Origin of the sequence: Marivibrio sp. (assembly GCF_040218065.1) — a bacterium.
GTDB lineage: Bacteria > Pseudomonadota > Alphaproteobacteria > UBA8366 > Aestuariispiraceae > Marivibrio.
The window spans coordinates 362,505-387,823 of record NZ_JAVJQE010000013.1; the positions used below are offsets into that span (position 1 = coordinate 362,505).

General features: G+C 66.3%; 25 protein-coding genes. 13 read left to right on the top strand and 12 right to left on the bottom strand.

Annotated elements, in window-relative coordinates:
- Window positions 1-199 precede the first annotated feature (199 nt).
- The 6 genes from RIB45_RS13590 to RIB45_RS13615 all read left to right on the top strand — a co-directional run bounded on the left by RIB45_RS13590 (window position 200) and on the right by RIB45_RS13615 (window position 6,513).
- On the top strand, window positions 200-664 hold the full coding sequence (locus RIB45_RS13590; RefSeq protein WP_350050887.1) for a CopD family protein: 465 nt from the start codon (window positions 200-202) through the stop codon (window positions 662-664).
- A 95-nt stretch (window positions 665-759) separates the two neighbouring features.
- Window positions 760-1,695 carry a DMT family transporter gene (locus RIB45_RS13595; protein WP_350050888.1) on the top strand — a complete coding sequence of 312 codons (936 nt, stop codon included), beginning with the start codon at window positions 760-762 and terminating at the stop codon, window positions 1,693-1,695.
- A 30-nt stretch (window positions 1,696-1,725) separates the two neighbouring features.
- Window positions 1,726-2,598, top strand: a complete 873-nt coding sequence (locus tag RIB45_RS13600) for an alpha/beta fold hydrolase (RefSeq protein WP_350050890.1) — start codon at window positions 1,726-1,728, stop codon at window positions 2,596-2,598.
- Window positions 2,599-2,613: 15 nt separating this feature from the next.
- Window positions 2,614-4,098 carry a sulfatase family protein gene (locus tag RIB45_RS13605; RefSeq protein WP_350050891.1) on the top strand — a complete coding sequence of 495 codons (1,485 nt, stop codon included), beginning with the start codon at window positions 2,614-2,616 and terminating at the stop codon, window positions 4,096-4,098.
- Window positions 4,099-4,112: 14 nt separating this feature from the next.
- Window positions 4,113-4,961 carry a class II aldolase/adducin family protein gene (locus RIB45_RS13610; RefSeq protein WP_350050892.1) on the top strand — a complete coding sequence of 283 codons (849 nt, stop codon included), beginning with the start codon at window positions 4,113-4,115 and terminating at the stop codon, window positions 4,959-4,961.
- Between the two features lie 310 nt (window positions 4,962-5,271).
- On the top strand, window positions 5,272-6,513 hold the full coding sequence (locus RIB45_RS13615; protein WP_350050894.1) for a M24 family metallopeptidase: 1,242 nt from the start codon (window positions 5,272-5,274) through the stop codon (window positions 6,511-6,513).
- A 115-nt stretch (window positions 6,514-6,628) separates the two neighbouring features.
- Here RIB45_RS13615 and aspS read toward each other — a convergent pair whose 3' ends face one another.
- The 6 genes from aspS to RIB45_RS13645 form a co-directional block, all read right to left on the bottom strand.
- Entirely contained in the window at window positions 6,629-8,416 is a 1,788-nt protein-coding gene (gene aspS, locus RIB45_RS13620; protein WP_350050896.1) for an aspartate--tRNA ligase, read from the bottom strand.
- Between the two features lie 121 nt (window positions 8,417-8,537).
- Complete coding sequence (locus RIB45_RS13625; RefSeq protein WP_350050897.1) at window positions 8,538-9,233, bottom strand: hypothetical protein; 696 nt, start codon at window positions 9,231-9,233, stop codon at window positions 8,538-8,540.
- On the bottom strand, window positions 9,218-9,700 hold the full coding sequence (locus RIB45_RS13630) for a hypothetical protein (RefSeq protein ID WP_350050898.1): 483 nt from the start codon (window positions 9,698-9,700) through the stop codon (window positions 9,218-9,220). Before RIB45_RS13630 ends, RIB45_RS13625 begins: the two co-directional genes overlap by 16 nt.
- A gap of 2 nt (window positions 9,701-9,702) precedes the next feature.
- A complete protein-coding gene (locus tag RIB45_RS13635) occupies window positions 9,703-10,623 on the bottom strand; it encodes a ParA family protein (protein ID WP_350050899.1) in 921 nt (306 codons plus the stop codon).
- Window positions 10,574-11,755, bottom strand: coding sequence for an aromatic ring-hydroxylating oxygenase subunit alpha (locus RIB45_RS13640; RefSeq protein WP_350050900.1), 1,182 nt, complete (start codon window positions 11,753-11,755; stop codon window positions 10,574-10,576). The genes RIB45_RS13635 and RIB45_RS13640 overlap by 50 nt, the downstream gene beginning before the upstream one ends.
- Window positions 11,756-11,824: 69 nt before the next feature.
- Window positions 11,825-12,664, bottom strand: coding sequence for a phosphodiesterase (locus RIB45_RS13645; protein ID WP_350050901.1), 840 nt, complete (start codon window positions 12,662-12,664; stop codon window positions 11,825-11,827).
- A 167-nt stretch (window positions 12,665-12,831) separates the two neighbouring features.
- Between RIB45_RS13645 and RIB45_RS13650 the strand changes: the two genes are divergently transcribed.
- From RIB45_RS13650 to RIB45_RS13670, 5 genes are all read left to right on the top strand, one after another.
- Window positions 12,832-13,809, top strand: coding sequence for a sodium-dependent bicarbonate transport family permease (locus RIB45_RS13650; protein WP_350050902.1), 978 nt, complete (start codon window positions 12,832-12,834; stop codon window positions 13,807-13,809).
- A gap of 17 nt (window positions 13,810-13,826) precedes the next feature.
- Entirely contained in the window at window positions 13,827-14,147 is a 321-nt protein-coding gene (locus tag RIB45_RS13655) for a P-II family nitrogen regulator (RefSeq protein ID WP_350050903.1), read from the top strand.
- A gap of 14 nt (window positions 14,148-14,161) precedes the next feature.
- Window positions 14,162-14,557: a DUF4870 family protein gene (locus RIB45_RS13660; protein ID WP_350050904.1), complete on the top strand. Its 396-nt coding sequence runs from the start codon at window positions 14,162-14,164 to the stop codon at window positions 14,555-14,557.
- A gap of 43 nt (window positions 14,558-14,600) precedes the next feature.
- Window positions 14,601-15,824, top strand: a complete 1,224-nt coding sequence (gene rnd / locus RIB45_RS13665) for a ribonuclease D (protein ID WP_350050905.1) — start codon at window positions 14,601-14,603, stop codon at window positions 15,822-15,824.
- A 90-nt stretch (window positions 15,825-15,914) separates the two neighbouring features.
- Window positions 15,915-17,306, top strand: coding sequence for a peptidoglycan DD-metalloendopeptidase family protein (locus RIB45_RS13670; RefSeq protein WP_350050906.1), 1,392 nt, complete (start codon window positions 15,915-15,917; stop codon window positions 17,304-17,306).
- A gap of 81 nt (window positions 17,307-17,387) precedes the next feature.
- On the opposite strand, the gene RIB45_RS13675 is transcribed toward RIB45_RS13670, so the two are convergent.
- On the bottom strand, window positions 17,388-17,840 hold the full coding sequence (locus RIB45_RS13675) for a GNAT family N-acetyltransferase (RefSeq protein WP_350050907.1): 453 nt from the start codon (window positions 17,838-17,840) through the stop codon (window positions 17,388-17,390).
- 201 nt (window positions 17,841-18,041) lie between these two features.
- Between RIB45_RS13675 and RIB45_RS13680 the strand changes: the two genes are divergently transcribed.
- Window positions 18,042-20,255, top strand: coding sequence for a SulP family inorganic anion transporter (locus RIB45_RS13680; protein WP_350050908.1), 2,214 nt, complete (start codon window positions 18,042-18,044; stop codon window positions 20,253-20,255).
- 21 nt (window positions 20,256-20,276) lie between these two features.
- On the opposite strand, the gene RIB45_RS13685 is transcribed toward RIB45_RS13680, so the two are convergent.
- From RIB45_RS13685 to RIB45_RS13705, 5 genes are all read right to left on the bottom strand, one after another.
- A complete protein-coding gene (locus RIB45_RS13685) occupies window positions 20,277-21,155 on the bottom strand; it encodes a bile acid:sodium symporter family protein (RefSeq protein WP_350050910.1) in 879 nt (292 codons plus the stop codon).
- 14 nt (window positions 21,156-21,169) lie between these two features.
- Window positions 21,170-22,483: an aspartate aminotransferase family protein gene (locus RIB45_RS13690; RefSeq protein ID WP_350050911.1), complete on the bottom strand. Its 1,314-nt coding sequence runs from the start codon at window positions 22,481-22,483 to the stop codon at window positions 21,170-21,172.
- 190 nt (window positions 22,484-22,673) lie between these two features.
- Window positions 22,674-23,174: a 30S ribosomal protein S9 gene (gene rpsI, locus RIB45_RS13695; protein WP_350050913.1), complete on the bottom strand. Its 501-nt coding sequence runs from the start codon at window positions 23,172-23,174 to the stop codon at window positions 22,674-22,676.
- Between the two features lies 1 nt (window position 23,175).
- Window positions 23,176-23,640, bottom strand: coding sequence for a 50S ribosomal protein L13 (gene rplM / locus RIB45_RS13700; protein WP_350050914.1), 465 nt, complete (start codon window positions 23,638-23,640; stop codon window positions 23,176-23,178).
- A gap of 262 nt (window positions 23,641-23,902) precedes the next feature.
- Window positions 23,903-24,343 (bottom strand): PaaI family thioesterase, encoded by a 441-nt coding sequence (locus tag RIB45_RS13705; RefSeq protein ID WP_350050915.1) that lies wholly within the window; start codon window positions 24,341-24,343, stop codon window positions 23,903-23,905.
- Window positions 24,344-24,499: 156 nt separating this feature from the next.
- Between RIB45_RS13705 and RIB45_RS13710 the strand changes: the two genes are divergently transcribed.
- Window positions 24,500-25,312: an enoyl-CoA hydratase gene (locus tag RIB45_RS13710; protein ID WP_350050916.1), complete on the top strand. Its 813-nt coding sequence runs from the start codon at window positions 24,500-24,502 to the stop codon at window positions 25,310-25,312.
- The last annotated feature ends 7 nt before the right edge of the window (window positions 25,313-25,319 follow it).

The following is a 25,319-nucleotide window of genomic DNA, read 5'->3' on the forward strand; positions in this document are numbered from 1 at the left end:
AACCACAGCATACGTCCTAGACATGCTCGAACCAGACACCAGTTACGGTATCACAGCATGACAGATTCTGGCTAAAATGAGGCGCACCCTGCCTCTCGGCACCTGCCTCAGGGATCTTGGGCCGGAGTCTCATAGAGTCTGCGCCCCACCCCGCCGCTTTCGCTTGGCGCGCGCGCTCGGCTTGGATAGTCTCGCGCTCATGACCTTAGCCGCCATTCTCCTCGCGCTTCACGTCGTCGCCGCCGCCGTCTGGGTCGGCGGCATGTTCCTGTTGCTCGTCTGCCTGCGGCCAAACCTGCCGCAGTTGGAGCCGGCGCAGCGCTTTCCGCTCGTGCGCGGGACGTTCCAGAAGTTCTTCCCCTGGGTCTGGGTGTCGGTGCTGACGCTGCTGATCACCGGGTACGGGCTGATCTTCGGCGTCTATGGCGGCTTTGCGGGATCGGGCCTGCACATCCATCTGATGAACGGGCTGGGCTTGCTGATGATGGCGCTGTTCGCGCATCTCTATTTCGCGCCCTGGAAGCGCATGCGCCGGGCCGTCGACGGCGAAGACTGGCAGGCGGCCGGCGCGCAGCTCAACCAGATCCGCATCCTGGTGACGATCAATCTGACGCTGGGCGTCATCGTGCTGGCGGTCGCCGGCGGCGGGCGCTACCTGTTCTGAGGCCGGCCGTCGGCGCGCTTCGTCCGCGCCGGCGCAAGTGCTGATCCGAGAGGCGGGTTGCCCCGCGCCGCGCCATCGATAAATTCCGCGCCATCATGACGGGAAACAGCTCGACCGACGCAGCGGCGCAGGGCCGCGTCTTGGGCCTGCCGGAGGACAAGCTGGCGGGCGCGCTGCTTTTCGCGGTCCCGCTGCTTTTCAGTTCCAACATCATCGTCGCGAAGGCGGTGGCAGACCTCGTGCCGCCCACGGCGCTGGCCTTCTGGCGCTGGGCCTTTACCTTCGCGCTGTTCCTGCCCTTCGTCGGCCCAAGGCTGTGGGCGCGGCGCGCCGACATCGCGCGGGAATGGAAAGATCTGCTGATCCTCGGCGCGCTCGGCATGGGGGTGTGCGGCGCTTTCGTCTACATCGCCGCCGACACCACGACGGCGACCAACATAGGCCTCATCTACTCGGCCGCGCCGGTCTTGATCATCCTGTTGTCCGGCGTCTTCTACGGCGAGCCGTTGAGCCTTCGGCAGGCCGCAGGCGTCGCGGCCAGCCTCTGCGGCGTCTTGTGGATCATCGCCAAGGGCGACCCCGCCACCTTCCTCAATCTGGACTTCACCACGGGCGACCTTTGGATCGTGGCGGCGATGATCGGCTGGGCGCTCTACTCCGTGCTGCAACGCCACCGGCCGAGCGCGATGGGGCTGATGACGCGCCTCGCCGCCACGGTGGGCGGCGGCTGTCTGGCGCTGGCGCCCTTCACGATCTGGGAGGCGGTCGTCGTCGGCCCGCCGGAGATCACCTGGGAGAGCGTCGGCGCGGTGCTGTTCCTGGCCGTCGCCGCCTCGTTCCTGGCCTATCAGATCTACGCCTTCGTGCAGCGCGCGCTGGGCGCGGGGCGGACGAGCCTGCTGATGTATCTGATCCCGGTCTACAACTCCGCCCTTGCGTGGGCGTTGCTCGACGAGCGGCTGGCGTCCTACCATCTGATCGGCGCCGCGCTGGTTCTGCCCGGGATCTATCTGGCCACGCGACGCCCCTAGGCTGCGGAACCGCCGGCGGAGGATGCATCCATGTTCGAAGGCTTTTCGGAAGCCCGCATCGACGTCGGCGAGGTCTCGCTTCATGTGCGCGTGGGCGGGGCGGGGCCGGCGCTGCTGCTGCTGCACGGCTATCCGCAGACGGGCGCCATGTGGGCGCCGATCGCGGAAGACCTCGCCCGGCGCTTCACCGTCGTGATTCCGGACCTGCGCGGCTACGGGCGGTCCGACAAGCCGGAGAGCGACGCCGAGCACGCCCCCTACTCCAAGCGCGCGATGGCCGGCGACATGATCCGGCTGATGGATCATCTGGGCCATGAAACCTTCCAGGCCGCGGGGCATGATCGCGGCGGGCGGGTGCTGCACCGCCTGCTGCTGGATCATCCGGGGCGCGTGACAAGGGCGGCGGTGCTCGACATCGTGCCGACCGCGACGGTTTTCGCCACCACCGACAAGAAACTGGCGACGGCCTATTATCATTGGTTCTTCCTGATCCAGCCGGCGCCCTTCCCGGAGACGCTGATCGGCGGCGACCCGATCTATTTCCTGCATCACAAGCTGGGGGCCTGGGGCACCGGGCTCGACGCCTACGCCCCCGAGGCCGTGTCGGAGTACGAGACGGCCTTCCGCGACCCCGCCGCCATCCACGCGACCTGCGAGGATTACCGCGCGGCCGCGACCATCGACCTCGCCCACGACGCGGCCGACGAGGGAACCCATATCCGATGCCCGCTGTTGGTCCTGTGGGGCGCGAACGGGCTGATGGAGAAGCTTTACGACGTCGCCGACAGCTGGCGCGCGAAGGCCTCCGACGTCACGGCGCGCGCCGTCCCCGGCGGCCATTTTCTGGTCGAAGAAAGCCCGGCCGAGACGCTTGCGGCCTTCGACTCCTTCTTCGAGAGCTGAGGCGGACGCGCGCCCATGGCCGAGCGCCGCAACATCCTGGTGATCATGGCGGACGAGCTGGCGCGCGAAGGCGTCGGTTGTTACGGCGGGCCGGCGCTGACGCCGGCGATCGATCGACTGGCGGCGCGCGGGGCGCGCTTCACGAACGCCTACACCCCCTCGCCGATCTGCGTGCCGGCGCGCACCAGCTTCATGACAGGCCTGCCCGTCCACGCCCACCGCCTGTGGTCGAGCGCCGAGCCCTGGGCCGGCGATCCGCCCGGCTGGGGTCACGCGCTGCGCGAGGCCGGCTACGAGACGGCGTCGATCGGCAAGCTGCATCACCGCGGCCTGCCGGGCAACGATCACGGCTTCACGCGCGAGATCGAGCCGCTGCACGTCGTCGACGGCGTCGGCTGGGAAAAGGCGCTGCTGCGCCGCCAGCATCACACGGCCTACGACCCCGCCGGTCTGGCCTGTGAGGTGCGCCCGGCCGCGCAGGACGGCGCGGACGACCCCTACAGCGCCTACGACCGGCGCGTCTGCGCGGCCTCGGAGGCCTGGCTTGCGGCGAACGGCGGGCGCCGCGCGTCGGATGCGCCGTGGGCGCTTTTCGTCTCCTATCTGCGCCCGCATTACCCGTTGACCTGTCCGCCGGATTACCTGGCGCTCTACGATCCCGAGCGCCTGCCGCCGATCCGCTTCGCGGGCGAGGCGGTCGAATACCGTCACCCCGTCGTCAACGGCCTGCGTCGCTACTTCGCCTATGACGACCATTTCGACGCCGCGGGCCGGGCGCAGGCGCGGGCCGCCTATTTCGGGCTGTGCAGCTTCGTCGACGCCCTGATCGGCCGGACGCTCAAGGCGCTGGAGGCGGCGGGCGCGCTGGATGAGACGCTGGTGATCCTGTGCAGCGACCACGGCGAGATGAACGGCCATCACGGCTTCTGGACCAAGCAGGTGATGTATGAGGAGTCGGTCGGGATCCCGCTGATCGCCGCCGGCCCCGACCTGCCCGCCAGCGCGACGGTGGAGACGCCGGCGAGCCTGACCGACGTCGCGCCCGCGATCCGATTTGCGGCCGGCCTGCCGCCGAGCGGCGCCCTCTTCGGCGCCCGGCCGCTGCAGGATCTGGCCGCGGCGCCGGCGGACCGTGAGCGTCCGATCATCAGCGAATATCACGACGGCGGGGCGGTCGCGGGCGCGATCATGCTGCGGGCGGGCCGATGGAAGCTTGTCGCCTACCCCGGATTTCCGCAGCAGCTCTTCGATCTTGAGGCCGACCCACATGAGCGGTGCGATCTCGGGCTCAGCGCGGCGCACGCCGAGACGCGCGCGCGCCTGCTTGCATTGCTGGCCGAGAGGGCGGACGATCCGGATCGGATCGACGCCCGCGCCTTCGCCGACCAGGCGGCGCGGATCGAGGCCCTGGGAGGCGTCGAGGCGATCATCAATCGACGCGGGTTCGACCATACGCCGGCGCCGACCGGCGCGACCGGCGCAACCGGCGCGACCGGCTGATAGGGAGGAAATTCATGGACGGGGTTGCACGCACCGACGAAGAGCGCCGAGGCCAGGACCGCCGGACGAGCGATCGTCGCCAAGCCGACCGGCGGAGCGCCGACCGGCGGACAGGCCCGCGCCGCGAAGGCGACGCCGCGTCGCCGGCCTTCCAGCAGGAGCGCGAAGATCTCGCCGCCGCCTTCCGCTGGACCGCGCGCCTCAATATGCACGAGGGGATCGCCAACCATTTCTCGCTCGCCGTCTCGGACGACGGGGCGGATTTCCTGCTGAACCCGTTCGGGGTGCATTTCAGCAAGATGCGGGCGTCCGACCTCATGCTGGTCAATGCGCACGCGACGCCGGACCCGGCGGACGATCGCCTTGACCCGACGGCGATCGCGATCCACGGCGCGCTGCACCGGAACGTCCCCCAGGCGCGCTGCATCATCCATCTGCACCCGAAATACGCGACCGTCCTGGCCTCCTTGAAGGACAGTTCGATCCCGCCGATCGACCAGAACACCATGCGCTTTTACGAGCGCGTGGCGATCGACGAAGACTTCGACGGCATGGGCCTGGGCGACGAGGCGGAGCGGCTCTCCACCACGTTGGGCAACAAGCAGGTGCTGATGATGGGCAATCACGGCGTCATGGTCGTCGCCGAGACCGTCGCCCGCGCACTCGATGAGATGATCTATCTGGAGCGCGCCTGCGAGACCGTGGTGACGGCCTACATGACCGGCCGCGAGTTGCGCGTCGCCCCGCACGCGGTCGCCGCCAAAACGGCGCAGCAATGGGCGGATTACCCCGGCTTCTCGGACAAGCACCTGGGCGCGATCCGCGCGATCCTGGATGAGGAGGAGCCGGGTTACCGGGAGTGACGCGGCCTCGCAGAGGCCGACATCTCCGCCCGCTCCATGACTAAAGCCACGTCGATCCGTGGGTAGGCGCCGGCTGGTCTTTCGCCCGGCCGTCACCCCAGCCTTGGGCCGGGGGAACGGCGGCCCGCCGGTACGGCGCCTGTCGCTGTCGGGCGGGAACATGTCCGGCCCGACGCTTGGGGGAAGCGAGGACGCGAAGACCGCCGCATCCGCCGATTTTCGGCACATCCAGCGCAAATCGCGTCGCGGCTAGAGCCGCCGACGGCGCGCGCGCCGCGCATCCTGATCGAAAATCGATCCGGAGGCGTCCATGCCGTTGGAGACCGATCCCGTTCGCCCCGCCCGCCAGCACGGCGCGATGGAGTACAGCGAGCCGCCCGTCGATCTCGACGCCGTACGGCTGGAGCGGCTGGGCCGCATCCGCGCCGAACTGACGCGCCGCGGCCTGCCGGCCGCGCTGTTCTTCGACCAGATCAATTGCCGCTACGCCACCGACGCAACCAACATGCAGATCTGGTGCGCGCATTACGAGGCGCGCGCCGTCTTCGTGGCGGCCGAGGGGCCGTGCATCCTGTTCGACTACGCCGACCTGCCCCATCTGGCCGAGGGGTTGCCGACGATCGACGAATACCGGCCGATGCCGACCTTCTACTATTTCACCGCCGGCGCGCGGGCGGAGGAGCGCGCGGGCCGGTTCGCCGATCAGATCGCCGATCTGATGGCCGCGCACGGCGCCGGCGACCGGCGCCTCGCGGTCGATCGGTTGAGCGCGCTTGGCTGCGCGGCGCTGGCCCGTCGCGGGATCAAGGTGGTGGAGGGAGAAGCCGTCGCCGAACAGGCGCGCGCCGTGAAGTCCGCGCAGGAATTGATGCTGATGCGCGCGGCGATCGCGGCGTGCGAAGAGGCCTGCCGGGCGATGTACGCGGCCTTCGAGCCGGGGATCACCGAAAACGCGCTCTGGGCCAAGCTGCACGAGGCGAACATCCGGCTCGGCGGGGAGTGGATCGAGACCCGCCTGCTGTCCGCCGGCCCGCGGACCAATCCGTGGTTCCGCGAATGCTCCATGCGCGCGATCGAGGCGCGCGAGGTGATGAGCTTCGACACCGACCTGATCGGCCCCTACGGCTATTGCGCCGACATCAGCCGCGCTTGGCTCTGCGGCGGCGGCGAGCCGTCGCCCGAGCAGGCCGACCTGATGGCGCGCGCGCAAGATCAGATCGCCCACAACATCTCGATCCTGAAACCCGGCAAGAGTTTCCGCGAGGTCTCGATGGAGGCCTTCGACGTCGGCGAAGCGTTTCTCTCGAACCGCTATCCCAGCCTGATCCACGGCGTCGGGTTGGCCGACGAATGGCCGTCGATCAAACACGCCCAGGATTTCGACGCCAAGGGCTATGACGGCGTGCTGGTCCCCGGCATGACGCTGTGCGTCGAAAGCTACATCGGGCGCGAAGGGGGCAAGGAGGGCGTGAAGCTGGAGGAGCAGGTGCTGATCACCGAGGACGGGGTCGAGGTCCTCTCCGCCCTGCCGCTCGGCTTCGAGATGGGCTGAGCTTCCTGAGGCGCCCCCGCGCAGGCGGGGGCCTCCTTCGGCCCTCTCGAGCGTTTTGGGCGGGCTGAGCAAACCCCCGCCTTCGCGAAGGCGCAGGGCGCGCTCTTGCGGGGCCCTACCCCTTCTTCACCTCCGGCGGCAGCTGGACCTTGATGTGCACGTCGCGCAGTTGGCTCTCCGAGACATTGGACGGCGCGCCCATCATCAGGTCCTGGGCCATCTGGTTCATCGGGAAGGCGATGACCTCGCGGATGTTGTCGGCGCCGGCCAGCAGCATCACGATCCGGTCGATGCCGGGCGCCGAGCCGCCGTGCGGCGGCGCGCCCAGCTTGAGGGCGCTGATCATGCCGCCGAAGCGCTCATCAACCACCTCGGGTCCGTAGCCTGCGATCTCGAAGGCCTTGTACATCACCTCGGGCAGATGGTTCCGGATGGCGCCGGAGCTGAGCTCCACCCCGTTGCAGACGATGTCGTACTGGAAGGCCTTGATCTCCAGCGGGTTCTGGGTCTCCAGCGCCTCCAAGCCGCCTTGCGGCATCGAGAAGGGGTTGTGCGAGAAGTCGACCTTGCCCTGGTTGTCGTCGAATTCGAACATCGGGAAATCGACGACCCAGCAGAACTTGAACGCGCCCTCCGGAATCAGATCCAGCTCGTCGGCGATCTTGGTGCGCGCGACGCCGGCGAACTGGGCGGCGGCCTTCTCCTTGCCGCAGACGAAGAAGCAGGCGTCGCCCGGCCCGACGCCGGCGGCCTCGGCGATCTTGGCGATGCGGCCTTCGTCCAAATTCTTGGCGATCGGCCCGGCGGGTCCGTCCTCCTTCCAGACGATGTAGCCGAGACCGGCCTGCCCTTCCTTCTGCGCCCAGCTGTTCAGCTTGTCGAAAAAGCTGCGCGGCTGACCGGCGGTCCCCGGCGCCGGGATCGCGCGCACGACCGAACCTTCGGCGACCAGCTTCGCGAAGATCTTGAAATCGGAGCCGGCGAAGGCCTCCGACACGTCGGCGATGACGATCGGATTGCGCAGGTCCGGCTTGTCGGAGCCGTACTTCAGCATCGCCTCGTCATAGGCGATGCGGGGAAAGGGCGGCGCGGTGACCTGACGGCCGTCCGCGAACTCCTCGAAAACGCCGTGCAAAACCGGCTCAATCGCAGCGAAAACATCGTCTTGCGTGACGAAGCTCATCTCAAAGTCGAGCTGATAGAACTCGCCCGGGCTGCGGTCGGCGCGCGCGTCCTCGTCGCGGAAGCAGGGCGCGATCTGGAAGTAGCGGTCGTAGCCCGCCATCATCAGCAGCTGCTTGAACTGCTGCGGCGCCTGGGGCAGCGCGTAGAACTGGCCCGGGTGCAGGCGCGAGGGGACCAGGAAGTCGCGCGCCCCCTCGGGGCTGGAGGCGGTCAGGATCGGCGTCTGGAACTCGCGGAAGCCCTGCTCCACCATCCTCCGGCGGATGGAGGAGATGATGTCGGCGCGCAGCTTGATGTTCTCGTGCATCTGCTCGCGCCGCAGGTCGAGGAAGCGGTTCTTGAGGCGGATCTCCTCCGGATAGCCGGCGTCCTGGTTGACCGGCATCGGAAGCGAGGCCGCCTTGGAGAGGACGTCCATCGACTGGATCTGCAGCTCCACCTCGCCGGTCGGGACCTTCGCGTTGATCGTCTCGGCCGAGCGTTTGACGACCTTGCCGTAGACCGAAATCACCGATTCCAGGCTCAGCCCCTCGAGCTCCGCGAACAGCGGGCTGGAGGTGTCGATCACGCATTGCGTGATCCCGTAATCGTCGCGCAGATCGACGAACAGCAGATTGCCGTGGTCGCGCTTGCGGTGGATCCAGCCGGCGAGGCGGACTTCCGCATCGGCGTGGGACAGGCGCAGTTCACCGCAGGTGTGAGACCGATAGGGATGCATCGACAAACGCTCCGACTTTTGCGAGGGCTGAAAAACCGGGCGGAAAGGGCCCGTTCGGGGGGCGTTTGTCAAGGGCGGGCGCGCTCCGAAAAGAACGGATGCCACTGATTAAAATGACCTCTTACATCTCAAGTACACTTGCCGCCTTTCCCTCTAGGCGCTCATCGAGATCATCACGAACGGCTATGGGCAAAGATAAAATATTCGCATCAAACGAAGATGCGCAAATATCGCTTAAATACTCGTCTACCTCGGAAAATATAAAAACACAATCTTCCAACTTACTAGTTTGACAAACAATATCCACAGGCTGACTAACAGCTGTCAAAGTTGCGTAAGCCGAGCCGTGCGCTATCGGAGATAGAACATTATAGGGATTCTCATTTATTCTCCTTCTCTTTTTCAGAAGCCGATTCATTCTCTTGTCAAATGTAGCATGAAAGTTAACAAATGTATTACGAACCTCTTTTGGTAGCTTTGCCTGCGCTCGGAAGTCTCTAGCAGCTGTCCACTCCAAATTATGATCCTTATAGTATAGAAATTGATGAAAAAGCTCATAGTACAAACGCAGCGATAGCGCAGAAGGTCTCAAAAACCCGAACGCAAATAGAGTAAAGGACTCAATCGCAGCAGAATTTGCACCTTCGACCAGTATTTTTATATCCCGATCATCATAATATTTCAGAAAGTACTCTAACCAAGCGAGTGATAATTTCAAACTATCCCCTGCTTTCTCTAGAACTTTTTCTCTTTCTTTCAAATCTCGGTCTATACTTATTAAGCATTCACTTATATTATTTATCACTTTAGCCTCCACATATTTTGGTGTTCTTTTCTATAATTGATGTTCTCAGAAATGGAGTGATAGCAATGTAAAACAGCGCTTTGACCAAACAAATTAATAATCTTTTTAAGCCAGGGCTTGATACCACGGCGGTTATCAAATCGAGGTATTGGCCTTTCTTTTTCCAGTTTCTTTAATTCAAAGGTCATATAGTCGACAAAATCAGAGACCGTCAATCGAAGGTCACTTCGTCTGGACTTATTTATATACTCAACAAGATCCTCTTCTTTATCCTCAAACATGCTATTAGACTCACTGACTGTTCCTTCAATGAAATCAAAACTTGCAACAACTTCATCCTCTGCATGGCGCACAATATCAACGAAGGCTTCAAACCCAAGCGACTGCATTAGAACATAAAACTGCTTCAAGTCACGCTCTGATAAGTCAAGCAGCGCCAATGCACTTATAATGCGAAATTCGCCGTGCCTACTGCTCATACTCACACTCCCAGTTGCGTGCCTATTTCGTCGCAAAGCGCATTAATCTCTCGGCGCAGAACACCAGACCACGATACTTTCTTATCCGTAGCGAAGCCAGTGTATTGCGGATCGGCTGCGAGGAGACGGGAGTACACCAAACGCTCATACAATACGTTCGGGCCATAGATCGGATGTGCGCGCAGTTCTGCCTCTGCGGACGAAGGCGAAGAGCCTCGCTGAACACCATTTATTACCGTATAGTGGGGAGGGGCAATTTTAAGATGCGCTAGCAATTTGTTTACGAGTTCAATGCCGAGGACGGAATATCTGTCCGGCCTTACTGGTGAAAGAATTGCATCTGAATTTTCCAAAGCGCACTTTGTTACGAATGAACTGCTCGGATTGCAGTCTAGCACTATCAGATCATATCTTTTTTTGCATTCGTTAATGAATCTTTTAAAGAAAGTGCTCGCCACGTTAAGCTGTTGAGGGTCATCGATTAAAGAGTATTTTACCAAAGTGAAATCTCCGACTATTAAGTCTATACGACATGGAATACCCCCCTTAATTCTTTTTAACGTTTTGGCGATTTCTGTTGAATCTGGAGGTGGGGAATCCGATTTCTTAACTTTAAAAAAATCATCTGCAGGCGCAGGCTCAAAACACCTCAGTATCGTTCTTTGCTCATCGACAAGCTCTTCATATTGATCCCTACCAATTACTGCTTGAGTTAGGTTAAATTGAGCATCCATATCGATTAGAAGAACGTTTTTTCTTCTTCGAAAATAAAAGTTTCTAAAAACGTGCGCCGATATGGTCGTCTTCCCTACGCCACCTTTCATGTTCAGCACTGAAACAACTTTTCCCATCACTCGCCCCATAAAGATCAGATCATTTTTGCCTCTCGGAGAGCGTATCATAGATGTATTGTTGGTATTCACACAACCCTTGCTCCATCCAGCTGAGCGGGCCGGGCTTCGCCAGCGGCGCGCGGGTTCCGCGGTGGATGCTTTCCACCAAGCCGCGGTCCTCGTCATTCACCCGGTCGAAGAAGGCGACGGTCTCGCGCAGGTAGGTCTCGACGTCGGGCAGCGCGCGCAGGCGCTCCGGCGCGATCGACGCGCCGAAGCGGACATGGACCTGGTCGACCGCCCGCGGCATGAGGGAGAGCCACCACAGATGATCGGGCGCGAGCACGAACATCGTCGCCGGGAAGACCGTCGGCATGATCGAGGTGCAGCGCAGATCGCCCGACAGATGCTCGTTCTCCGGCGGCGCCACGCCGTATTTGGCGTCCGGGTCCTTCGGGAAGGTCTGGCAGGTGTAGGCGGGGTGCGGCGGATGGGGGAAGCGCACCTGGTCGACCGGGCACCACGCGCCGACCGTGCGGCGGTGCGCGACCGGCAGGTGGTAGCTCTCCATGAAGTTCTCGGCCAGCAGCTTCCAGTTGGTGCGCCAGACATGGTCCTGCGTCACCGCCTGGAGGTAGCCCTCCGGCCGGTAGGGCGCGACCGCCTCCGTGAGCGGCGCGAGGCGCGCCGCCAGGTCCGGCGGGTCGGCGGCGAGGCTGACGAAGACGAAGCCAGACCACTCGGCGCAGGCGATTTCCGGCAGGCGCATGTCGGCCTTATCCAGGCCAGGCATCTGCGGCGCGCCGACGAGGCGTCCGTCCCGCTCGTACGTCCAGCCGTGATAGGGGCAGGAGAAGCGCTTGCCGCAGCGCCCGGCCTCCGGCCCGTCGGGCAGCAGCAGCATCAGGCGATGCAGGCAGACGTTGGAGAAGGCGCGGATCGAGCCGTCCGCCTGGCGCATGGCGAAGACCGGCTGGTCGTTGATCTGATAGGTCAAATACTGCCCCGGCTCGGCGATCGCGCCGGCCCAGCCGACGCACAGCCACTCGCGCGCGAAAATCCGTTCGCGCTCCAGCCTCAGAAAATCAGGATCAACATAGGCGGCGCGCGGCATCACCGTGCGCGGCGCGTTCGACGCGCTTAACGCGGCGTCGATCTCGGCCAGGGTCCGCTCGACATCCCCCATCGGCGACAGATGCTCCGGCCCGCCCCGGCGTCCCACTCGCCGTCCCGGGCCGCCGGCAGTCTAGGGGCGAACAAGGCCGCGCCGCAAGGGAAGCGAGCGCCCTCCTCAGGCCGCCGGATAGGCGTTGGCCCAATCGTCGACGGGGCTGTCGTCCAACGAGAAGCGCGGACTCTCGTCGAGGAAGTCGTGGACGTGGATGACGAGCTGATCAGCCTCGATCAGGCAGATCGCGTAGGCCGGCGGTTCGAAGCAGCCGGGCGCGTGCCCGTCTGTCGAGAAATCCAGCGCGACTTGATGATTGAGCGCCCGGATGGTGGAGAGCCCGATCCCCCGCCAGGTTCCGAAGATCGGTCGATGCAGATGGCCGAAGAACAGGTGGCGAATGCGCGCGCGGTGCGGCTCGACCACGGCGCGGAAGGCGTCGCGTTGGATCAAGCCGATCCGGTCCATCGGCGCGACGCCGACGTCGAACGGCGGGTGATGCATGAAGAGGAAAACGTCCTCGTCCTTCGCCGCCGCCTGATCCAACTGATCGCCGAGCCAAGCGAGGCGCGTCTCGCAATACCAGCCCGCATCGGTTCCTTCGAGAACCGTGTCGAGAAAGAGCATCCGCCCCTCGCCCGTGCGCAGCGCGCTTTGGACGAAGCCGTCGGCGTCGCGCGGCTGACCGGGGAAGGCGGCCGCGAAGCGCGACCGGTCGTCGTGATTGCCGATCAGGAGTCTGAGCGGCGGCGCCAGCGGCGCGAGCGTGCGCTGCAGATGGCGAAACGCCTCGGCCTCCCCCCAATGGGTCAGGTCCCCCGTGACGACGACGAGGTCCGCATCGGCGTGGTTTTCGTTGATGTCGGCGACCGCGGCGGCCAACGGATTCGAGGGATCGCGGCCGTACAGCGTCTCGCCTGGCGGGACGAAGTGCGGATCGGTCAGGTGGATCAACTTGAACATTGGCGGGTCGCGCCTCCTTGGCGTCGCGGTCTGGCGGCTTGGTCTTGGGGCCTTACCACCGTTCTATGACGGCGCGATTGCGCCGCTCCGACAGTTTGAGGCGTTGACGCGGCCGGCGTGTTCGCTATGACGGCCCCGTCGTCAGCGCCCTCTTGGACAGACGGATCATGGATTTCTCCCTCGCCGCCGCCAATCTGATCTCGCCGCCGGTGCTGTTCTTCGCGCTGGGCTTGGCCGCCGCCCTCGCGCGCTCCGACCTCAGCGTGCCGGAGGCGGTCGCCAAGGCGCTGTCGCTCTATCTGATGCTGGCGATCGGCTTCAAGGGCGGGGCGGCGGCCAGCGAGCACGGGCTCGGCCTCGACCTCGTGCTGGTGATCGGCGCGGCCGCCGCGCTCAGCTTCGTCATCCCGTTCATCGCCTTCGCGCTGCTGCGGCTCACGACGAAACTGGGGCGGATCGACGCGGCCGCAATCGCGGCCCATTACGGCTCGATCTCCATCGTCACCTTCATCGCCGCCACGACGGCGCTGGAGAGCGCCGGCGTCCCCTTCCCCGGCATCATGGTCGCCGCCGCCGCGGCGATGGAAGTGCCGGCGATCGCCACCGCGCTTCTGCTGGCGCGCAGCGGGGCCAAGTCCGGCGAGACCGTGCAGGGGGAGACGCCCTGGCGAGAGGTGCTGCTGAACGGCTCGGTCGTGCTGCTGGTCGGCGCTTTCGTGATCGGAATCGCCACGGGCGAAAAGGGATTCGCCAGCATCTCCCCCTTCATCGTCGATCCGTTCAAAGGCGTCTTATGCCTGTTCCTGCTGGATATGGGCCTCGTCGCCGGGCGCGAACTGCGTCAGATCCGCAAGCGGCTCACGCCCGCGCTGCTCGGCTTCGGCCTCTACATGCCGCCTTTGGGCGGCTCGATCGGCGCGGCGACGGGCTGGGCGATCGGGTTGGAGCCGGGCGGCGTCGCGCTGTTGGCGACGCTGGCGGCGAGCGCGTCCTACATCGCGGTGCCGGCGGCGATGCGCCTCGCGCTGCCGGAAGCGAAGCCGTCGCTCTATCTCACCCTTTCCCTGGCGATCACCTTCCCGTTCAATCTGACGGTCGGCATTCCGCTCTACATCAAGTTGGGCGGCTGGCTCGCCGGCGGCTGACGGAGGTTTGGTATCTCATGGACGACCTGCCCACATATCCGAAGAAGCGGCTGTCGATCATCATCGAAGCGCCGTTCCTGAATCGCCTCCTCGACCTTCTGGACGGGCTGGACGTGCCCGGCTATTCAGCGCTGCCGCTCTTGGCGGGTCGCGGGAACAGCGGCAGTTGGCGACGCGATTCGCTCTCCTCCGACGCCGGCCGCATGGTCCAGGTTCTGGTCGTGCTCGACGAAAAGCGCGTGGCCGCGGTGCTCAAGGAGGTGAAGCGCGTCCTCGACCGCCAGATGGGAATCGTGACCATCGGCGACGTTCAGGTGCTGCGCCCGGAGCATTTCTGAGGAAGGCCCCCGCCATGACCGACCAGACGCCTCCGCCCGTCCGAACCAAGCCCTCGGGAACCCGCGGCGGTCGAGACGCCAACGCCCCGATCATCGTCGCAGCCCTCTACACGGCCGGCCTTCTCATCCTGCCGTTTCTGGCGACGTTGGCGGGCGCGATCTGGGCCTATGTCGCGCGCGGGTCGGCCGACGAGGACTGGGAGCGCTCAGTCCTCACCTACCAGATCCGCACCTTCTGGATGTCGATGCTCTACGCCGCGCTGTTCTATTTCCTGGCCTTCGCGACGATGGGGATCGGCTTGATCCTCTATATCCCGCTGCTGATCTGGTACATCGTGCGGCTTGTGAAGATGTGGATCGGCGCAACCAGACGCGAGACGATCGCAACCGAGCAGAGCTGGCTCTGGTGAGCCGCCTTCCCAAAGGCCTGGAAACCGGGTACACCCGCGGGCCATGGATATGACCGCCCCGCCCGACCCGATCACCGACAGCGACGATCTGGCCGCCTTCTGCGCCGAGTTGGCGAAGAGCGATTGGATCTGCGTCGACACCGAATTCATCCGCGACAAGACCTACTGGCCGCAACTCTGCCTGATCCAGCTCTCCGCGCCGGCGCGGCGCGAGGACAATTCGGAGGATCCCGACGACGGACCGGCCGCCTGCGTCGATGTGCTGGCCGAAGGGCTCGATCTGCAGCCGGTCTACGATCTGCTGGCGGACGAGAAGATCCTGAAGGTTTTCCACGCCGCCCGTCAGGATCTGGAGATCTTCTACATCCGCATGGGGCGAGTCCCCGCTCCGCTGTTCGACAGCCAGGTGGCGGCGATGGTCTGCGGTTACGGCGACCAAGTCGGCTACGAGGCGCTGGTGCGCAAGATCTGCAAGGCGGAGCTGGACAAGAGTTCGCGCTTCACCGACTGGGCGGCGCGCCCGCTGGAGGCGAAGCAGCTGAAATACGCGCTCGCCGACGTGACCCACCTCCGCCGCATCTACCGCCACCTCGCCGACATGCTGGACGACAGCGGCCGCGCCGACTGGCTGACCGAGGAGATGGCGATCCTGGCCGATCCGGCGACCTATGAGAACGACCCGGCCGACGCCTGGCGGCGCCTGAAAGCGCGCAACGCCAAGCCGCGCATGCTGGCCGTCCTGAAGGAGGTCGCCGCCTGGCGCGAACGCGAGGCCCAGAGCCGCGACGTGCCGCGCAGCCGCATCGTGCGCGACGATTCGCTGATGGACATCGCCGCCAGCGCGCCGACCGACGTGAAGGCCATGCGCCGCATCCGCGGGCTGCCCAGCGGCTTCGCCGAAGGCAAGTTCGGAACCGCCTTGATCGAAGCGGTCAACCGCGGCCTCGACCTGCCGAAGGACCGACGTCCGGTCCTACCGAAAAGCGAACCGCTGCCGACCACCCTGCAGCCGCTGGTCGATTTGATGAAGGTGCTGTTGAAGGCGAACGCGGCTGAGGCCGGCGTCGCCGGCCGATTGATCGCCAACGCCGACGATCTGGAGCGCATCGCGCTTGACGATCGCGCCGACGTGCCGGCGCTGAAAGGCTGGCGGCGCAAGCTGTTCGGAGAGCAGGCGCTGGCGCTGAAACACGGCCGCATCGCGTTGACCGCCGGGCCCGAGGGGGTCGAGACGATCGAACGGTCGCCGCCCTCGTCGGGCGGGTGACCCGGCCTGCTACTGTGGCGACGCACTTCGCGCGTGCTAAAGTGCATGCGCATCGTCGCTGACCGAGCCTGAGGGAGAGCCGCCCCAAAGATGCGCACCGTCGCCGTCATCCTATTCTCTTTGTTCGTCGCCGGGGCGGGAACCGCCACCCATCTGGCCGGCGGCGGCAAGATGGACCTGTCGATGATTCCGGGATTGGAGGGGGTCGCCCTCGAATTCGGATGGATCGAGGAGCGCGGGCCGGACGGGCCGATCGCGCCGCCTACGCCCGAGCGGACCGCCGAGGCGTCCGACGCCGCGCCCGCCGGCGCGACCGGGGCGCAGGCGAGCCTGGCCGCGCCGTCCCAATCGGCCTCCCAGGAAACGCCGCCCACGCTGGATGCGCAAAGCGCGCTCAACGCCCTGGAGCCCGCCGCAGGGCCGACGCAAACGGCCCAGGCGGACGGAACCTCGCCCGGCCAAACCTCGACCGCCGCGGCCGAGGACGCGGCGCTGTTCGGCGTGCCGGGACGTGCGGAAGCGCGCGGCGCCGGGCCGGACGGCGCGCCGCCCGTCTTCGCCATGCCCGTCGTGTGCCGGCCCGGCGTCGACTGCATGGTGCAGAGCTTCGTCGACATGGCCGCGGGCGAGGCCTATCGCGACTACACCTGCGGCGCCCTCAGCTACAACGAGCACAAGGGCACCGACATCCGTCTGCCCAGCTACGTCGAGATGGAGCGCGGCTATCCCGTGGTCGCCGCTGCGCCGGGCGTGGTCGTCGCCGTGCGCGACGGATTGCCCGACGCGAACTTCAACCTTTTCGGCCGGGCGGCCGTAAACGATCGCGGCCTGGGGAACGTGGTCGCGATCGACCACGGTCAGGGCTGGCGCAGTTTTTACGGCCACATGCGCCGCGGGAGCGTTGCGGTCGCCGAAGGCCAGCAGGTCCAGGCCGGTCAGGCGCTGGGCCAGATCGGACTGTCCGGCCTGACCGAATTTCCCCATCTGCACTTCCAGGTGATGAAGGACGATCGGCCGATCGACCCCTACACCGGCATGGGCCTGGAGAGCGGCTGCGGGGTCGAGGGAACCAGCCTTTGGGCGGCGGGCGCGCGCGAGGCGGTCAAACATCCGCGGACCATGCTGCTGCGCCTCGGCTTCTCGGATCAAGTGCTGAACAAGCCGGCGGTCGAATACATGCTGTTCAAGTCCGACGGCGTTCCCGCCTCGAACCGCGCCTTGATCCTGCACGCCCATCTGACCGGCCTGCTGGAAGGCGATCGGATCGAGGTGCGCATCTTCGGCCCCGACGGCGAAATCTTCGCCCAGGCCGGCGTCGACGTCGACCAGGCGGCGCAGTCCCGCATCCTGCGGGTCGGCAAAAAGGAGCTGGACGCTCCGCCGGCCCCCGGCCTCTACCGCGGCGAACTGCGCTATCTGCGCGCTGGCGAAGCCGGCCCTGTGGAACTGTTCCAAGCGAGCGAAACCGTCGCGGTCGAATGACGCGCCCGGCCCGAAACGCAAGCCGCGCCGACGTCGAGCCTACCCCCGACGCCAAGCCTACCCCCATGCTGGCGAAGAGGTCTAAAGCGTGACCGCCAACAGCGGCAGACGGCGGCCCGGGATCGATCCGGACGGCGCATTCCCGATGCGGAGGGCGCCCATTCGCTCGTAGAACGGCGCGGCGTCCGGATCCGCTTCGACCCGCAAACGGCGCGCGCCCGCTTCGCGCGCGCGCTCAAGCGCCCAGGCGAACAACACGCGTCCGACGCCCTGGCCCATGGCCTGCGGCTCCACGAACAGCTTCGCGAGGTCAGCGTCTTCGCCCGCCGAGGCGATTTGGACGAGCCCGACGACGAGGCCGGCGCGTTCGGCGACCGCCAGACCCGGCGCGGCGAGATCGTCGGCGCACAGGGTCAGCTCTGCGCGACACGCCGCAAGAAAGTCGGCGTCATACCCCCAATGAGCCTTCGAGCGCAGGCACAGGGCGGAGAGGCTTTCCTCTTCCCCCGGTCGGGCGGGTCGAAGACGGATCATGGGATCAGTGTGACCGCCTTCGGCGGGACCGCCAAGCGCGCTCGCCGGCGCCGGCTCCCTTGGTAGAACTACCGAATTACAGCCGTCTTGCATTGCGTCCGAAGCGCGAAGTGCTAGCCTGTCGACGCCTTGTAATAGGCGCGCCGTCCTGGGGAGAGCGGCGTTTGCGGCCGGATGTGCGGGGAGAGGGGCGTTACGCGTATGGCGGAACGGGTCGGGCTGTCGGATGTGGCGGCCGGGGGATTGATTGCGGTCTTGTTCGTGACGACGGCCGTCTCGAACGCCGCGCTCATCTTCGCCGGACTGCCGCCTTCTTATTTTCTGACGGGCGTCACGCTGATGCTGGTCGCGACGCTGATCGGCGCGGTCGGCGGGGCGATCCTCAGCGGCTTCTACGCGCCCGCCATCGGCCCGCGCAGCGGACTGGCGCCGGCCTATGCCGGTTTGGTCGCCGGCGTCGCGGCGAGCGCGTCCCCAGGCGCAGCCGGGGTCGACCAATTCGCCACCATCGTCGCCGCGATGATGACGGCGACCTTGGCGACGGGGGTCATTCTGTTCGCGCTCGGCTGGTTTCGCCTGGGCGGCCTCGTCCGTTACATCCCCTATCCCGTAATGGGCGGCTTCTTCGCCGGCATCGGCTTCCTGTTTCTGCGCGGCGGCGTGGAGGTGGCGGCGGGCGCGGAGATAGCCCTCGCCGACCTGCCCGACTTCGTCGGCGCGTCCGCCATGACCTTGGCGGCGCCGGCGCTCGCATTCGGCGTGATCGCCTACCTGCTGCAGCGGCTGAACGGCCATTGGACGGTGACGCCCGGCGTGATCCTCGGCGCGCTCGTCCTTTTCTACGCCGCCCTGTGGACGATGGAGATGAGCCCGGCCGAAGCCGCCGCCGCCGGCTGGCTGCCCCAGGTGGGCGGCGAGACCGGCGGCTGGCCGGCCTTCACCCCGGCGGATCTGTCCGGCGTCGATTGGGGCGCCGTGCTGGGCGAAGCCGCGGCGATCGGGGCGATCGCCATGCTGGCGGCGATCATCCTGCTGCTCGAGGTGTCCGGCATCGAGATCGTCGGCGAATGCGAACTGAACCCGAATCGCGAACTGAAGGCGGCCGGGCTCATCAATCTGGCGAACGGCGGTCTGGCCGGGTTCGCGGCGGCGCACAGCGCGTCCGAGGCCGCGCTCGCGGTGAAGATGGGCGCCGGCAGCCGGGTCGTCGGCGCGGTGTTCGCCGCCGTGGTTCTGGCGACCTTGGCGTTGGGAACCGACTTCATCGGCTACGTGCCGAACTTCGTGCTCGGCGGTTTGCTGGTCTTTCTCGGGCTCAACTTCCTGATCGACTGGCTTTGGACCGGCAGGCGCGACATGCCGGGGGCGGACTACGCCGCGATGGTGGCGATCCTCGCGGTGATCGGCGCAGTCGGGCTGCTGGAAGGGGTGGCGTTCGGGCTGGCGGTGGCGACGGTGCTGTTCGTCGTCAGCTACAGCCGCCTCAGCATCGTCAAAGGAGAGATGACCGCGCGCGATCACGCCAGCCACGTCGTGCGCAGCGCCGACGCCCGCGCCGTTTTGGAGCGCGAGGCGAACCGGGTGCGGATCCTGAAGCTCCAGGGCTTCATCTTCTTCGGCACCGCCGACAGCTTGCTTGAGAGGGTCCGCGCCCGGCTGGCCGACGAGGCGACGCGCTTCGACTATCTCGTCCTCGACTTCAAGCACGTCAGCCGCCTGGACAGCTCCGCCGTACAGGCTTTCGCCAAGCTGAAACGCCTAGCCGACCGCGAGGACGTCGCGGTCGTGTTGACCGACCTGCGCCCGCCCGAACATCGTCGACTGGAGGCGATCGGATTCTTCCGCGGCTCGGCCGGCGACGGCGCGCCGCGCGATCCGGATCGACCGCCGCGCCTGTCGCTCTCCTATCTCGACGACGGGGTCGCCTGGTGCGAAATGGACATTCTGCGCGCCGGCGGCGTGCGCGAGGAAAGCGAGGGCGCGACGCTCGAGGATCAATTGGCGGCCGTGCTCGAGAGCCGCACCGCCGCCGCGGCGATCGTCCCTTATTTCGAGCGGCGCGACGCGGACGCCGGCGCCTATCTCTTCCACCAGGGCGACCCCGGCGACAGCCTCTATCTCTTGAGCGAAGGCGTCGCGTCGGTGGTGATCTCGCCCGACGGCAAGGCGGAGCGCGCGATCCGGATCTTCCAGCGCGGCACGCTGCTGGGCGAGATGGCGCTCTACACGCACGGGCCGCGCACGGCCTCGGTGCGGATCGACGAGCCGTGCCTGCTGTTCCGCCTGACGCGCGAGTCCTTCGAGGCCATGCAGCGCGAGGCGCCCCAGGCCGCCGGCCTGTTCCACGCCTATGTCGTCCGACTGCTCGCCGAACGGCTTGAGCGCGCGAACCGGGAGCTTAGGCAGGTGAGTTGACGGCGGCGCTTATCGGCGCGCCTACGCCCCGTGCGCGCGCCCCCGCACCCGCCGCGCGATCAGCAGATAGGCGAGCGCCGTCGGGAACATGATCAGGCTGTAGATCGCGCCGGGGATCATCATCTCGCGGCTGCCCAGCAGGGTCAGCGCCACGAAGATCGCCAGCGTTCCGTTCTGAAGCCCGCATTCGAGCGTGATCGCGGCGCGCTGGGCTGGCGCGAGGGCGGCGGCCCGTGCGATCGCGGCCGCCAGTCCCAGCATGCACAGGTTCAACGCCAGCGCCACCGGCCCGGCCTGGACGAAGTACGCAGCGACGTTCGCGCGTTCGCTCCAGATCGCGCCCGCGACGATGACGACGAACAACACGGACGCCGCCGGCCGACCGATCCGGTCCATCCGCCGCGCGGCGTCGGGAAAGCGCCACTTGACCGCCATGCCGATCAAGACGGGGACCGTCGTGATGGTGAAGACGCCGATCACCGTCCGCGCGACCGCGATCTCCGGCCCCTCGTTCGCCGCCGTGAAATGGGCGAGCGCAAGCCCCACGATGAGCGGCAGCGTAACGACGGAGAGAAGGCTGATCGCCGCGGTCAACGAAACCGACAGCGCCGTGTCGGCGCGCGCGAGATAGGTGAGAAGATTGGAGGTCACGCCCCCCGGGCAGGCCGCCAGGATCATCACGCCGACCGCCAGCGCCGGCGCCATGTCGACCGCCGAGACCAGCGCGAAGGCGACCGCCGGGAGCAACAAGACCTGACAGGCCGCGCCCACAAGCGCCGCCTTGGGCTGCGTCACGACCCGCCGGAAATCGGCGAGCGACAACTCCAGCCCGACCGTGACCATGATGAAGGCCAAGGCCGCGGGCAGGAAAAGCTGTGTGATGAGGCTGCTGTCGTCCATGCGTCGGCTCCCCTCTAGCGCTTGGCCGCGCTTCTCAACAGCGGCGCATGCTCCTCCAAGAAGTCGCCGAAGGCGGCGGCGAAGGCGTCCAGATCCTCCGACGTCATGGGCAGGGACAGGTTGATCATGCCGCGATCGGCGCAGTAGAGGCCGCGGGCCAGCATTTCGTGATGAAAGAGATGCGCGGCCCCGTCGGGCGCGCCGCGCGCGTCGGCGACTGAGCGGATAGGCGCGCGGGTGAAGTGCACGCTCATCATTGAGCCCCGGCCGGTGACTTGGACCGGGACGTCGGCCGCCGCAGCCCGCTCGTTCAAGCGCGCGCGGAAAGCCTCGCCCTCGCCGCTCAGCCGCTCGGCCGTCTCCGGCGTATAGACCTGCGTCATCGCCGCGGCGCCGGCCGCCATGCTGAGCTGGTTGTTGTTGAAGGTGCCGGCGTGGCCCAGCGCCTTCGGGTCGCTCGGATCGTAGAGCCGCATCACGTCGGCGCGCCCGCCGAAAGCCCCGAGCGGCAACCCGCCGCCGATATATTTGCCGAGCGTCGTCAGATCCGGCGTCACCCCCAACGCCGCCTGCAGACCGCCGCCCCCGAGGCGCGAGGTCATGACCTCGTCGAAGATCAGCAGGACGCCCCGGGCCGTGCAGGCCTCGCGCAAGGCTTCCAGAAAGTCCGGGTCCCCGGGAATGCAGCCGGCCGCGCCCTGCATCGGCTCGACCAGCACGGCGGCCAGATCGTCGCCATGCTCGGCGATCAGCGCGGCCGCGCCCTCCGCGTCGTTGTAGGCCCCCATCACGATCGGAAAGGGCGCGTTGGTGGGCGCGGGCCCGTCGCCGTACTTCAGCACCCCGCCGTGGTAGCCGCCCTCGAAGACCATGACCTTCTCACGGCCCGTGAAGACTCGCGCGGTCACGATCGCCATCAGATTGGCTTCCGTGCCGGAGTTGCAGAAGCGCACCAGATCAAGAGAGGGAAATCGCGCGGTCAGCGCCTCGGCGAGCGCGCTCTCCTCCCGGATATGGGCGCCATGCACCCACCCCTTGTCGAGCGCGTCGCGCACCGCCTGCTTGATGACAGGGTCGGAATGGCCGAAAAGCCCGGCCGTGTACTCCCCCAGGAAGTCGCGATAGCGGTGGCCGTCGACATCGTGGAGAGAGGCGCCATCGCTGCGTTCAACCACGACGGGAAAGGGCCGAACGTGGATGACCGTGCGGGTGTTGCCGCCGGGCAGGAAACCGCCGGCCCGCTCGATATGGGTCCGGCTCGCCGGATGCGCCTCGGCGAAGCGCCGCTCGGCCAGCTCGATCGCCGCCGCCAGATCCAAGTTCCTCAAGACGCCTCTCTCCCCCACCCGCTCGCACGCTGGGCGAAGCATAGGCGGAACGATCCGGGTCCCGCCAGCCCCGCCTTTACGCGCCAGCGTTCGCGGTCTCGGCCTGCAGGGCGCTCTTTGGAAAAGAAAAGGCCCGCACGGTTTCCCGCGCGGGCCCTTCTCATCGATCGGCGCGTCGCCGGGCGGCCGCTTAACGCTTCGAGAACTGGAAGCTGCGGCGGGCCTTGGCGCGGCCGTACTTCTTGCGCTCGACCTTACGGTCGTCGCGGGTCAGGAAGCCGGCCGGCTTGAGCGCGGCGCGCAGCGCCGGCTCATAGGCCACCAGCGCGCGGCTGACGCCGTGGCGCACCGCGCCGGCTTGGCCCGACAGGCCGCCGCCGGAGACGGTGCAGTAGACGTCGAACTGGTCGGCGCGCTCAGCCACCTGGAAGGGCTGACGGACGATCATCTGCAGCGTCGGCCGGGCGAAATAGGCGCCGAGCTCCTTGCCGTTGACCGTCATCTTTCCGGAGCCCGGCTTGATCCAGACGCGGGCGACGGCGTTCTTGCGCCGGCCCGTGCCGTAGGAGCGGCCGTGCTCGTCGATCTTCGGCTCGTAAGTCGGCGCGCTTTCGCCGCCGGCCGCGGGCGTACCGCTGACGGCGCCGCCCAGCTGCGACAGGTCGTTCAGGGTCTGGGTTTCGTCAGCCATCTCAGTAGCTCCGCTTGTTCTTCGCGTTGCGGGCGGCGATGTCGATCGCCTCCGGCTGCTGCGCCTCGTGCGGGTGCTCCGCGCCGGCGTAGACCCGCAGGTTCTTCATCTGCTGGCGGCCGAGCGGACCCTTCGGGACCATGCGTTCGACGGCCTTCTGGACCACGCGCTCCGGGAAGCGGCCGTCGAGGATTTCCTCGGCGGTCCGGCTCTTGATGCCGCCCGGGTAGCCGGTGTGCCAGTAATAGGTCTTCTGCACCCGCTTGCGCCCCGTCAGCTTCACCTTGTCGGCGTTGATGACGATCACGTTGTCGCCGCAGTCGATATGCGGGGTGAAGCCGGCCTTGTGCTTGCCGCGCAGAATCTTGGCGATCTCCGCCGCCATGCGGCCGAGCACCAAGTTCTCGGCGTCCACGAGGTACCACTTCTTGTCCACCTCGGACGCCTTCATGGAATAGGTCTTCATCGCCCGTTTCCGTCTCGTTGAAGGGTCTGTCTTATGAGGACGCCGCCCGATGCGTGAGCAGGCCGCGTCCAGCCGGCGCGGGTTGTACGCCCGGCGGCGGGGTCGGTCAATCTGTTTTTTGATGCATGAATTTGAGATTATGCTTATTTTTCAAATGTTTGTTGTCGCGGTATTATTTTACCGCTAATTTAACCTGCTGCGCCGCAAGGAAAAATCGCTTTCGACAACCTCCCCGCCAACACTCTGATTTCACGCAAGAATTCTAGAGGCGCTTCGCCGTCGGCGGCACCGAATAGGTGCCGGTGACATGCGCCACCGGCGTCTCCTCGGGGTCGGCCGCGCCGAAGATCCGCACGTCGCCGACGCAGAGCCGCTTGCCGCTTTTCAAAAGCGCGGCCTCCGCGATCAGATCCTCGCCTCCGCCGGGCTTGGAGAGGAAGTGGATCGTCATATCCGTAGTGACAGCCAAGGGGACCGGCCCGACATCCGCCATCACTGCGATCCACAGCGTGAAGTCGGCGAGCGCGAACATCGCCGGGCCGCTGATCGTGCCGCCCGGGCGGATCGAGACGTCGGAAAACGGCAAACGGCAGCGCGCCCGCCCCTCCCCGATCTCTTCGACCACGAAACCGAACAGATCGGCGAAGGGGGCGTCCTCGGCCAGGATGGCGTCGAGCTCGGCGCGGGTCAGGTTGGCGGGCATGGGCGTCTTTCGTCCGGATGGCGCTTTGGAAGGCGCGGAGTTTGGCCCGAGCGTCCCCGGCTTGCAACGCCGCGCCGTCTCGACGCGGGGCGCACCTATCGTTAGAGTCCCGACAGACCCATGTCATAGCCCATGTCATAGAAGGAGGGCGCACCGATGTCCGCCGTCGCCGAGAAGCCCGCCGAAGACGCGCCGATGGTCCTGCGCCGGGACGAAGGGCCCGTGGCGCGCCTGACACTGAACCGCCCGCAGGCCTACAACGCCATGTCGGTCGCGCTCATGGAGGCGCTCTTGGAAGAGCTGCAGCGCCTTGATCGCGATCCCGCCGTGGCCGTCGTCGTGCTGGAAGGCTCGGGCCGCGGCTTCTGCGCCGGTCACGACCTGAAGGAGTTGAAGGCCAATCCCGCGACCGCGTTCCGGGAGAAGACCTTCAGCCTGTGCTCGCGCGTGATGACCGCGGTCGTGGGCCTGCGTCAGCCGGTGATCGCCAAGGTGCACGGCATCGCGACCGCCGCCGGCTGCCAATTGGTGGCGAGCTGCGATTTGGCCGTTGCAGCCGAGGACGCGCGCTTCGGCACGCCGGGGGTCAATATCGGCCTCTTCTGCTCGACCCCGATGGTGGCGCTAAGCCGGGCCGTGCCGCGCAAGCAGGCGATGGAGATGCTGCTGACCGGCGAAATGGTCGCCGCCGACAAGGCCGAAGCCTACGGCCTGATCAACCGCGCCGTCGCCGGCGGCGACGAGGCGCTTGAGGCTGAGGTCTCGCGTCTCGCCGAACTGGTTGCGAGCAAATCCTCGAAGGTGCTCAAGACCGGCAAGGAGGCGTTCTATCGTCAGGTGGAGATGGGCCTTGAGGAGGCGTACGACTACACCTCCGCCATCATGGTCGAGAACATGGGCTATCGCGACGCCCAGGAGGGCATCGGCGCTTTCCTTGAAAAGCGCAAGCCGATCTGGACCGGGGAGTGAACGCGGG

What these genes read in the sequence shown, in the direction of transcription:
- RIB45_RS13590 (WP_350050887.1), top strand. Translation starts at nt 200, where the DNA reads ATGACCTTAGCCGCCATTCTCCTCGCGCTTCACGTCGTCGCCGCCGCC.
- RIB45_RS13670 (WP_350050906.1), top strand. Translation starts at nt 15,915, where the DNA reads ATGCGCACCGTCGCCGTCATCCTATTCTCTTTGTTCGTCGCCGGGGCG.
- aspS (WP_350050896.1), bottom strand. Translation starts at nt 8,416, where the DNA reads ATGCATCCCTATCGGTCTCACACCTGCGGTGAACTGCGCCTGTCCCAC.
- RIB45_RS13655 (WP_350050903.1), top strand. Translation starts at nt 13,827, where the DNA reads ATGGACGACCTGCCCACATATCCGAAGAAGCGGCTGTCGATCATCATC.
- rnd (WP_350050905.1), top strand. Translation starts at nt 14,601, where the DNA reads ATGGATATGACCGCCCCGCCCGACCCGATCACCGACAGCGACGATCTG.
- RIB45_RS13600 (WP_350050890.1), top strand. Translation starts at nt 1,726, where the DNA reads ATGTTCGAAGGCTTTTCGGAAGCCCGCATCGACGTCGGCGAGGTCTCG.
- RIB45_RS13705 (WP_350050915.1), bottom strand. Translation starts at nt 24,343, where the DNA reads ATGCCCGCCAACCTGACCCGCGCCGAGCTCGACGCCATCCTGGCCGAG.
- RIB45_RS13645 (WP_350050901.1), bottom strand. Translation starts at nt 12,664, where the DNA reads ATGTTCAAGTTGATCCACCTGACCGATCCGCACTTCGTCCCGCCAGGC.
- rplM (WP_350050914.1), bottom strand. Translation starts at nt 23,640, where the DNA reads ATGAAGACCTATTCCATGAAGGCGTCCGAGGTGGACAAGAAGTGGTAC.
- RIB45_RS13605 (WP_350050891.1), top strand. Translation starts at nt 2,614, where the DNA reads ATGGCCGAGCGCCGCAACATCCTGGTGATCATGGCGGACGAGCTGGCG.
- RIB45_RS13710 (WP_350050916.1), top strand. Translation starts at nt 24,500, where the DNA reads ATGTCCGCCGTCGCCGAGAAGCCCGCCGAAGACGCGCCGATGGTCCTG.
- RIB45_RS13685 (WP_350050910.1), bottom strand. Translation starts at nt 21,155, where the DNA reads ATGGACGACAGCAGCCTCATCACACAGCTTTTCCTGCCCGCGGCCTTG.
- rpsI (WP_350050913.1), bottom strand. Translation starts at nt 23,174, where the DNA reads ATGGCTGACGAAACCCAGACCCTGAACGACCTGTCGCAGCTGGGCGGC.
- RIB45_RS13595 (WP_350050888.1), top strand. Translation starts at nt 760, where the DNA reads ATGACGGGAAACAGCTCGACCGACGCAGCGGCGCAGGGCCGCGTCTTG.
- RIB45_RS13615 (WP_350050894.1), top strand. Translation starts at nt 5,272, where the DNA reads ATGCCGTTGGAGACCGATCCCGTTCGCCCCGCCCGCCAGCACGGCGCG.
- RIB45_RS13660 (WP_350050904.1), top strand. Translation starts at nt 14,162, where the DNA reads ATGACCGACCAGACGCCTCCGCCCGTCCGAACCAAGCCCTCGGGAACC.
- RIB45_RS13675 (WP_350050907.1), bottom strand. Translation starts at nt 17,840, where the DNA reads ATGATCCGTCTTCGACCCGCCCGACCGGGGGAAGAGGAAAGCCTCTCC.
- RIB45_RS13610 (WP_350050892.1), top strand. Translation starts at nt 4,113, where the DNA reads ATGGACGGGGTTGCACGCACCGACGAAGAGCGCCGAGGCCAGGACCGC.
- RIB45_RS13650 (WP_350050902.1), top strand. Translation starts at nt 12,832, where the DNA reads ATGGATTTCTCCCTCGCCGCCGCCAATCTGATCTCGCCGCCGGTGCTG.
- RIB45_RS13680 (WP_350050908.1), top strand. Translation starts at nt 18,042, where the DNA reads ATGGCGGAACGGGTCGGGCTGTCGGATGTGGCGGCCGGGGGATTGATT.
- RIB45_RS13630 (WP_350050898.1), bottom strand. Translation starts at nt 9,700, where the DNA reads ATGAGCAGTAGGCACGGCGAATTTCGCATTATAAGTGCATTGGCGCTG.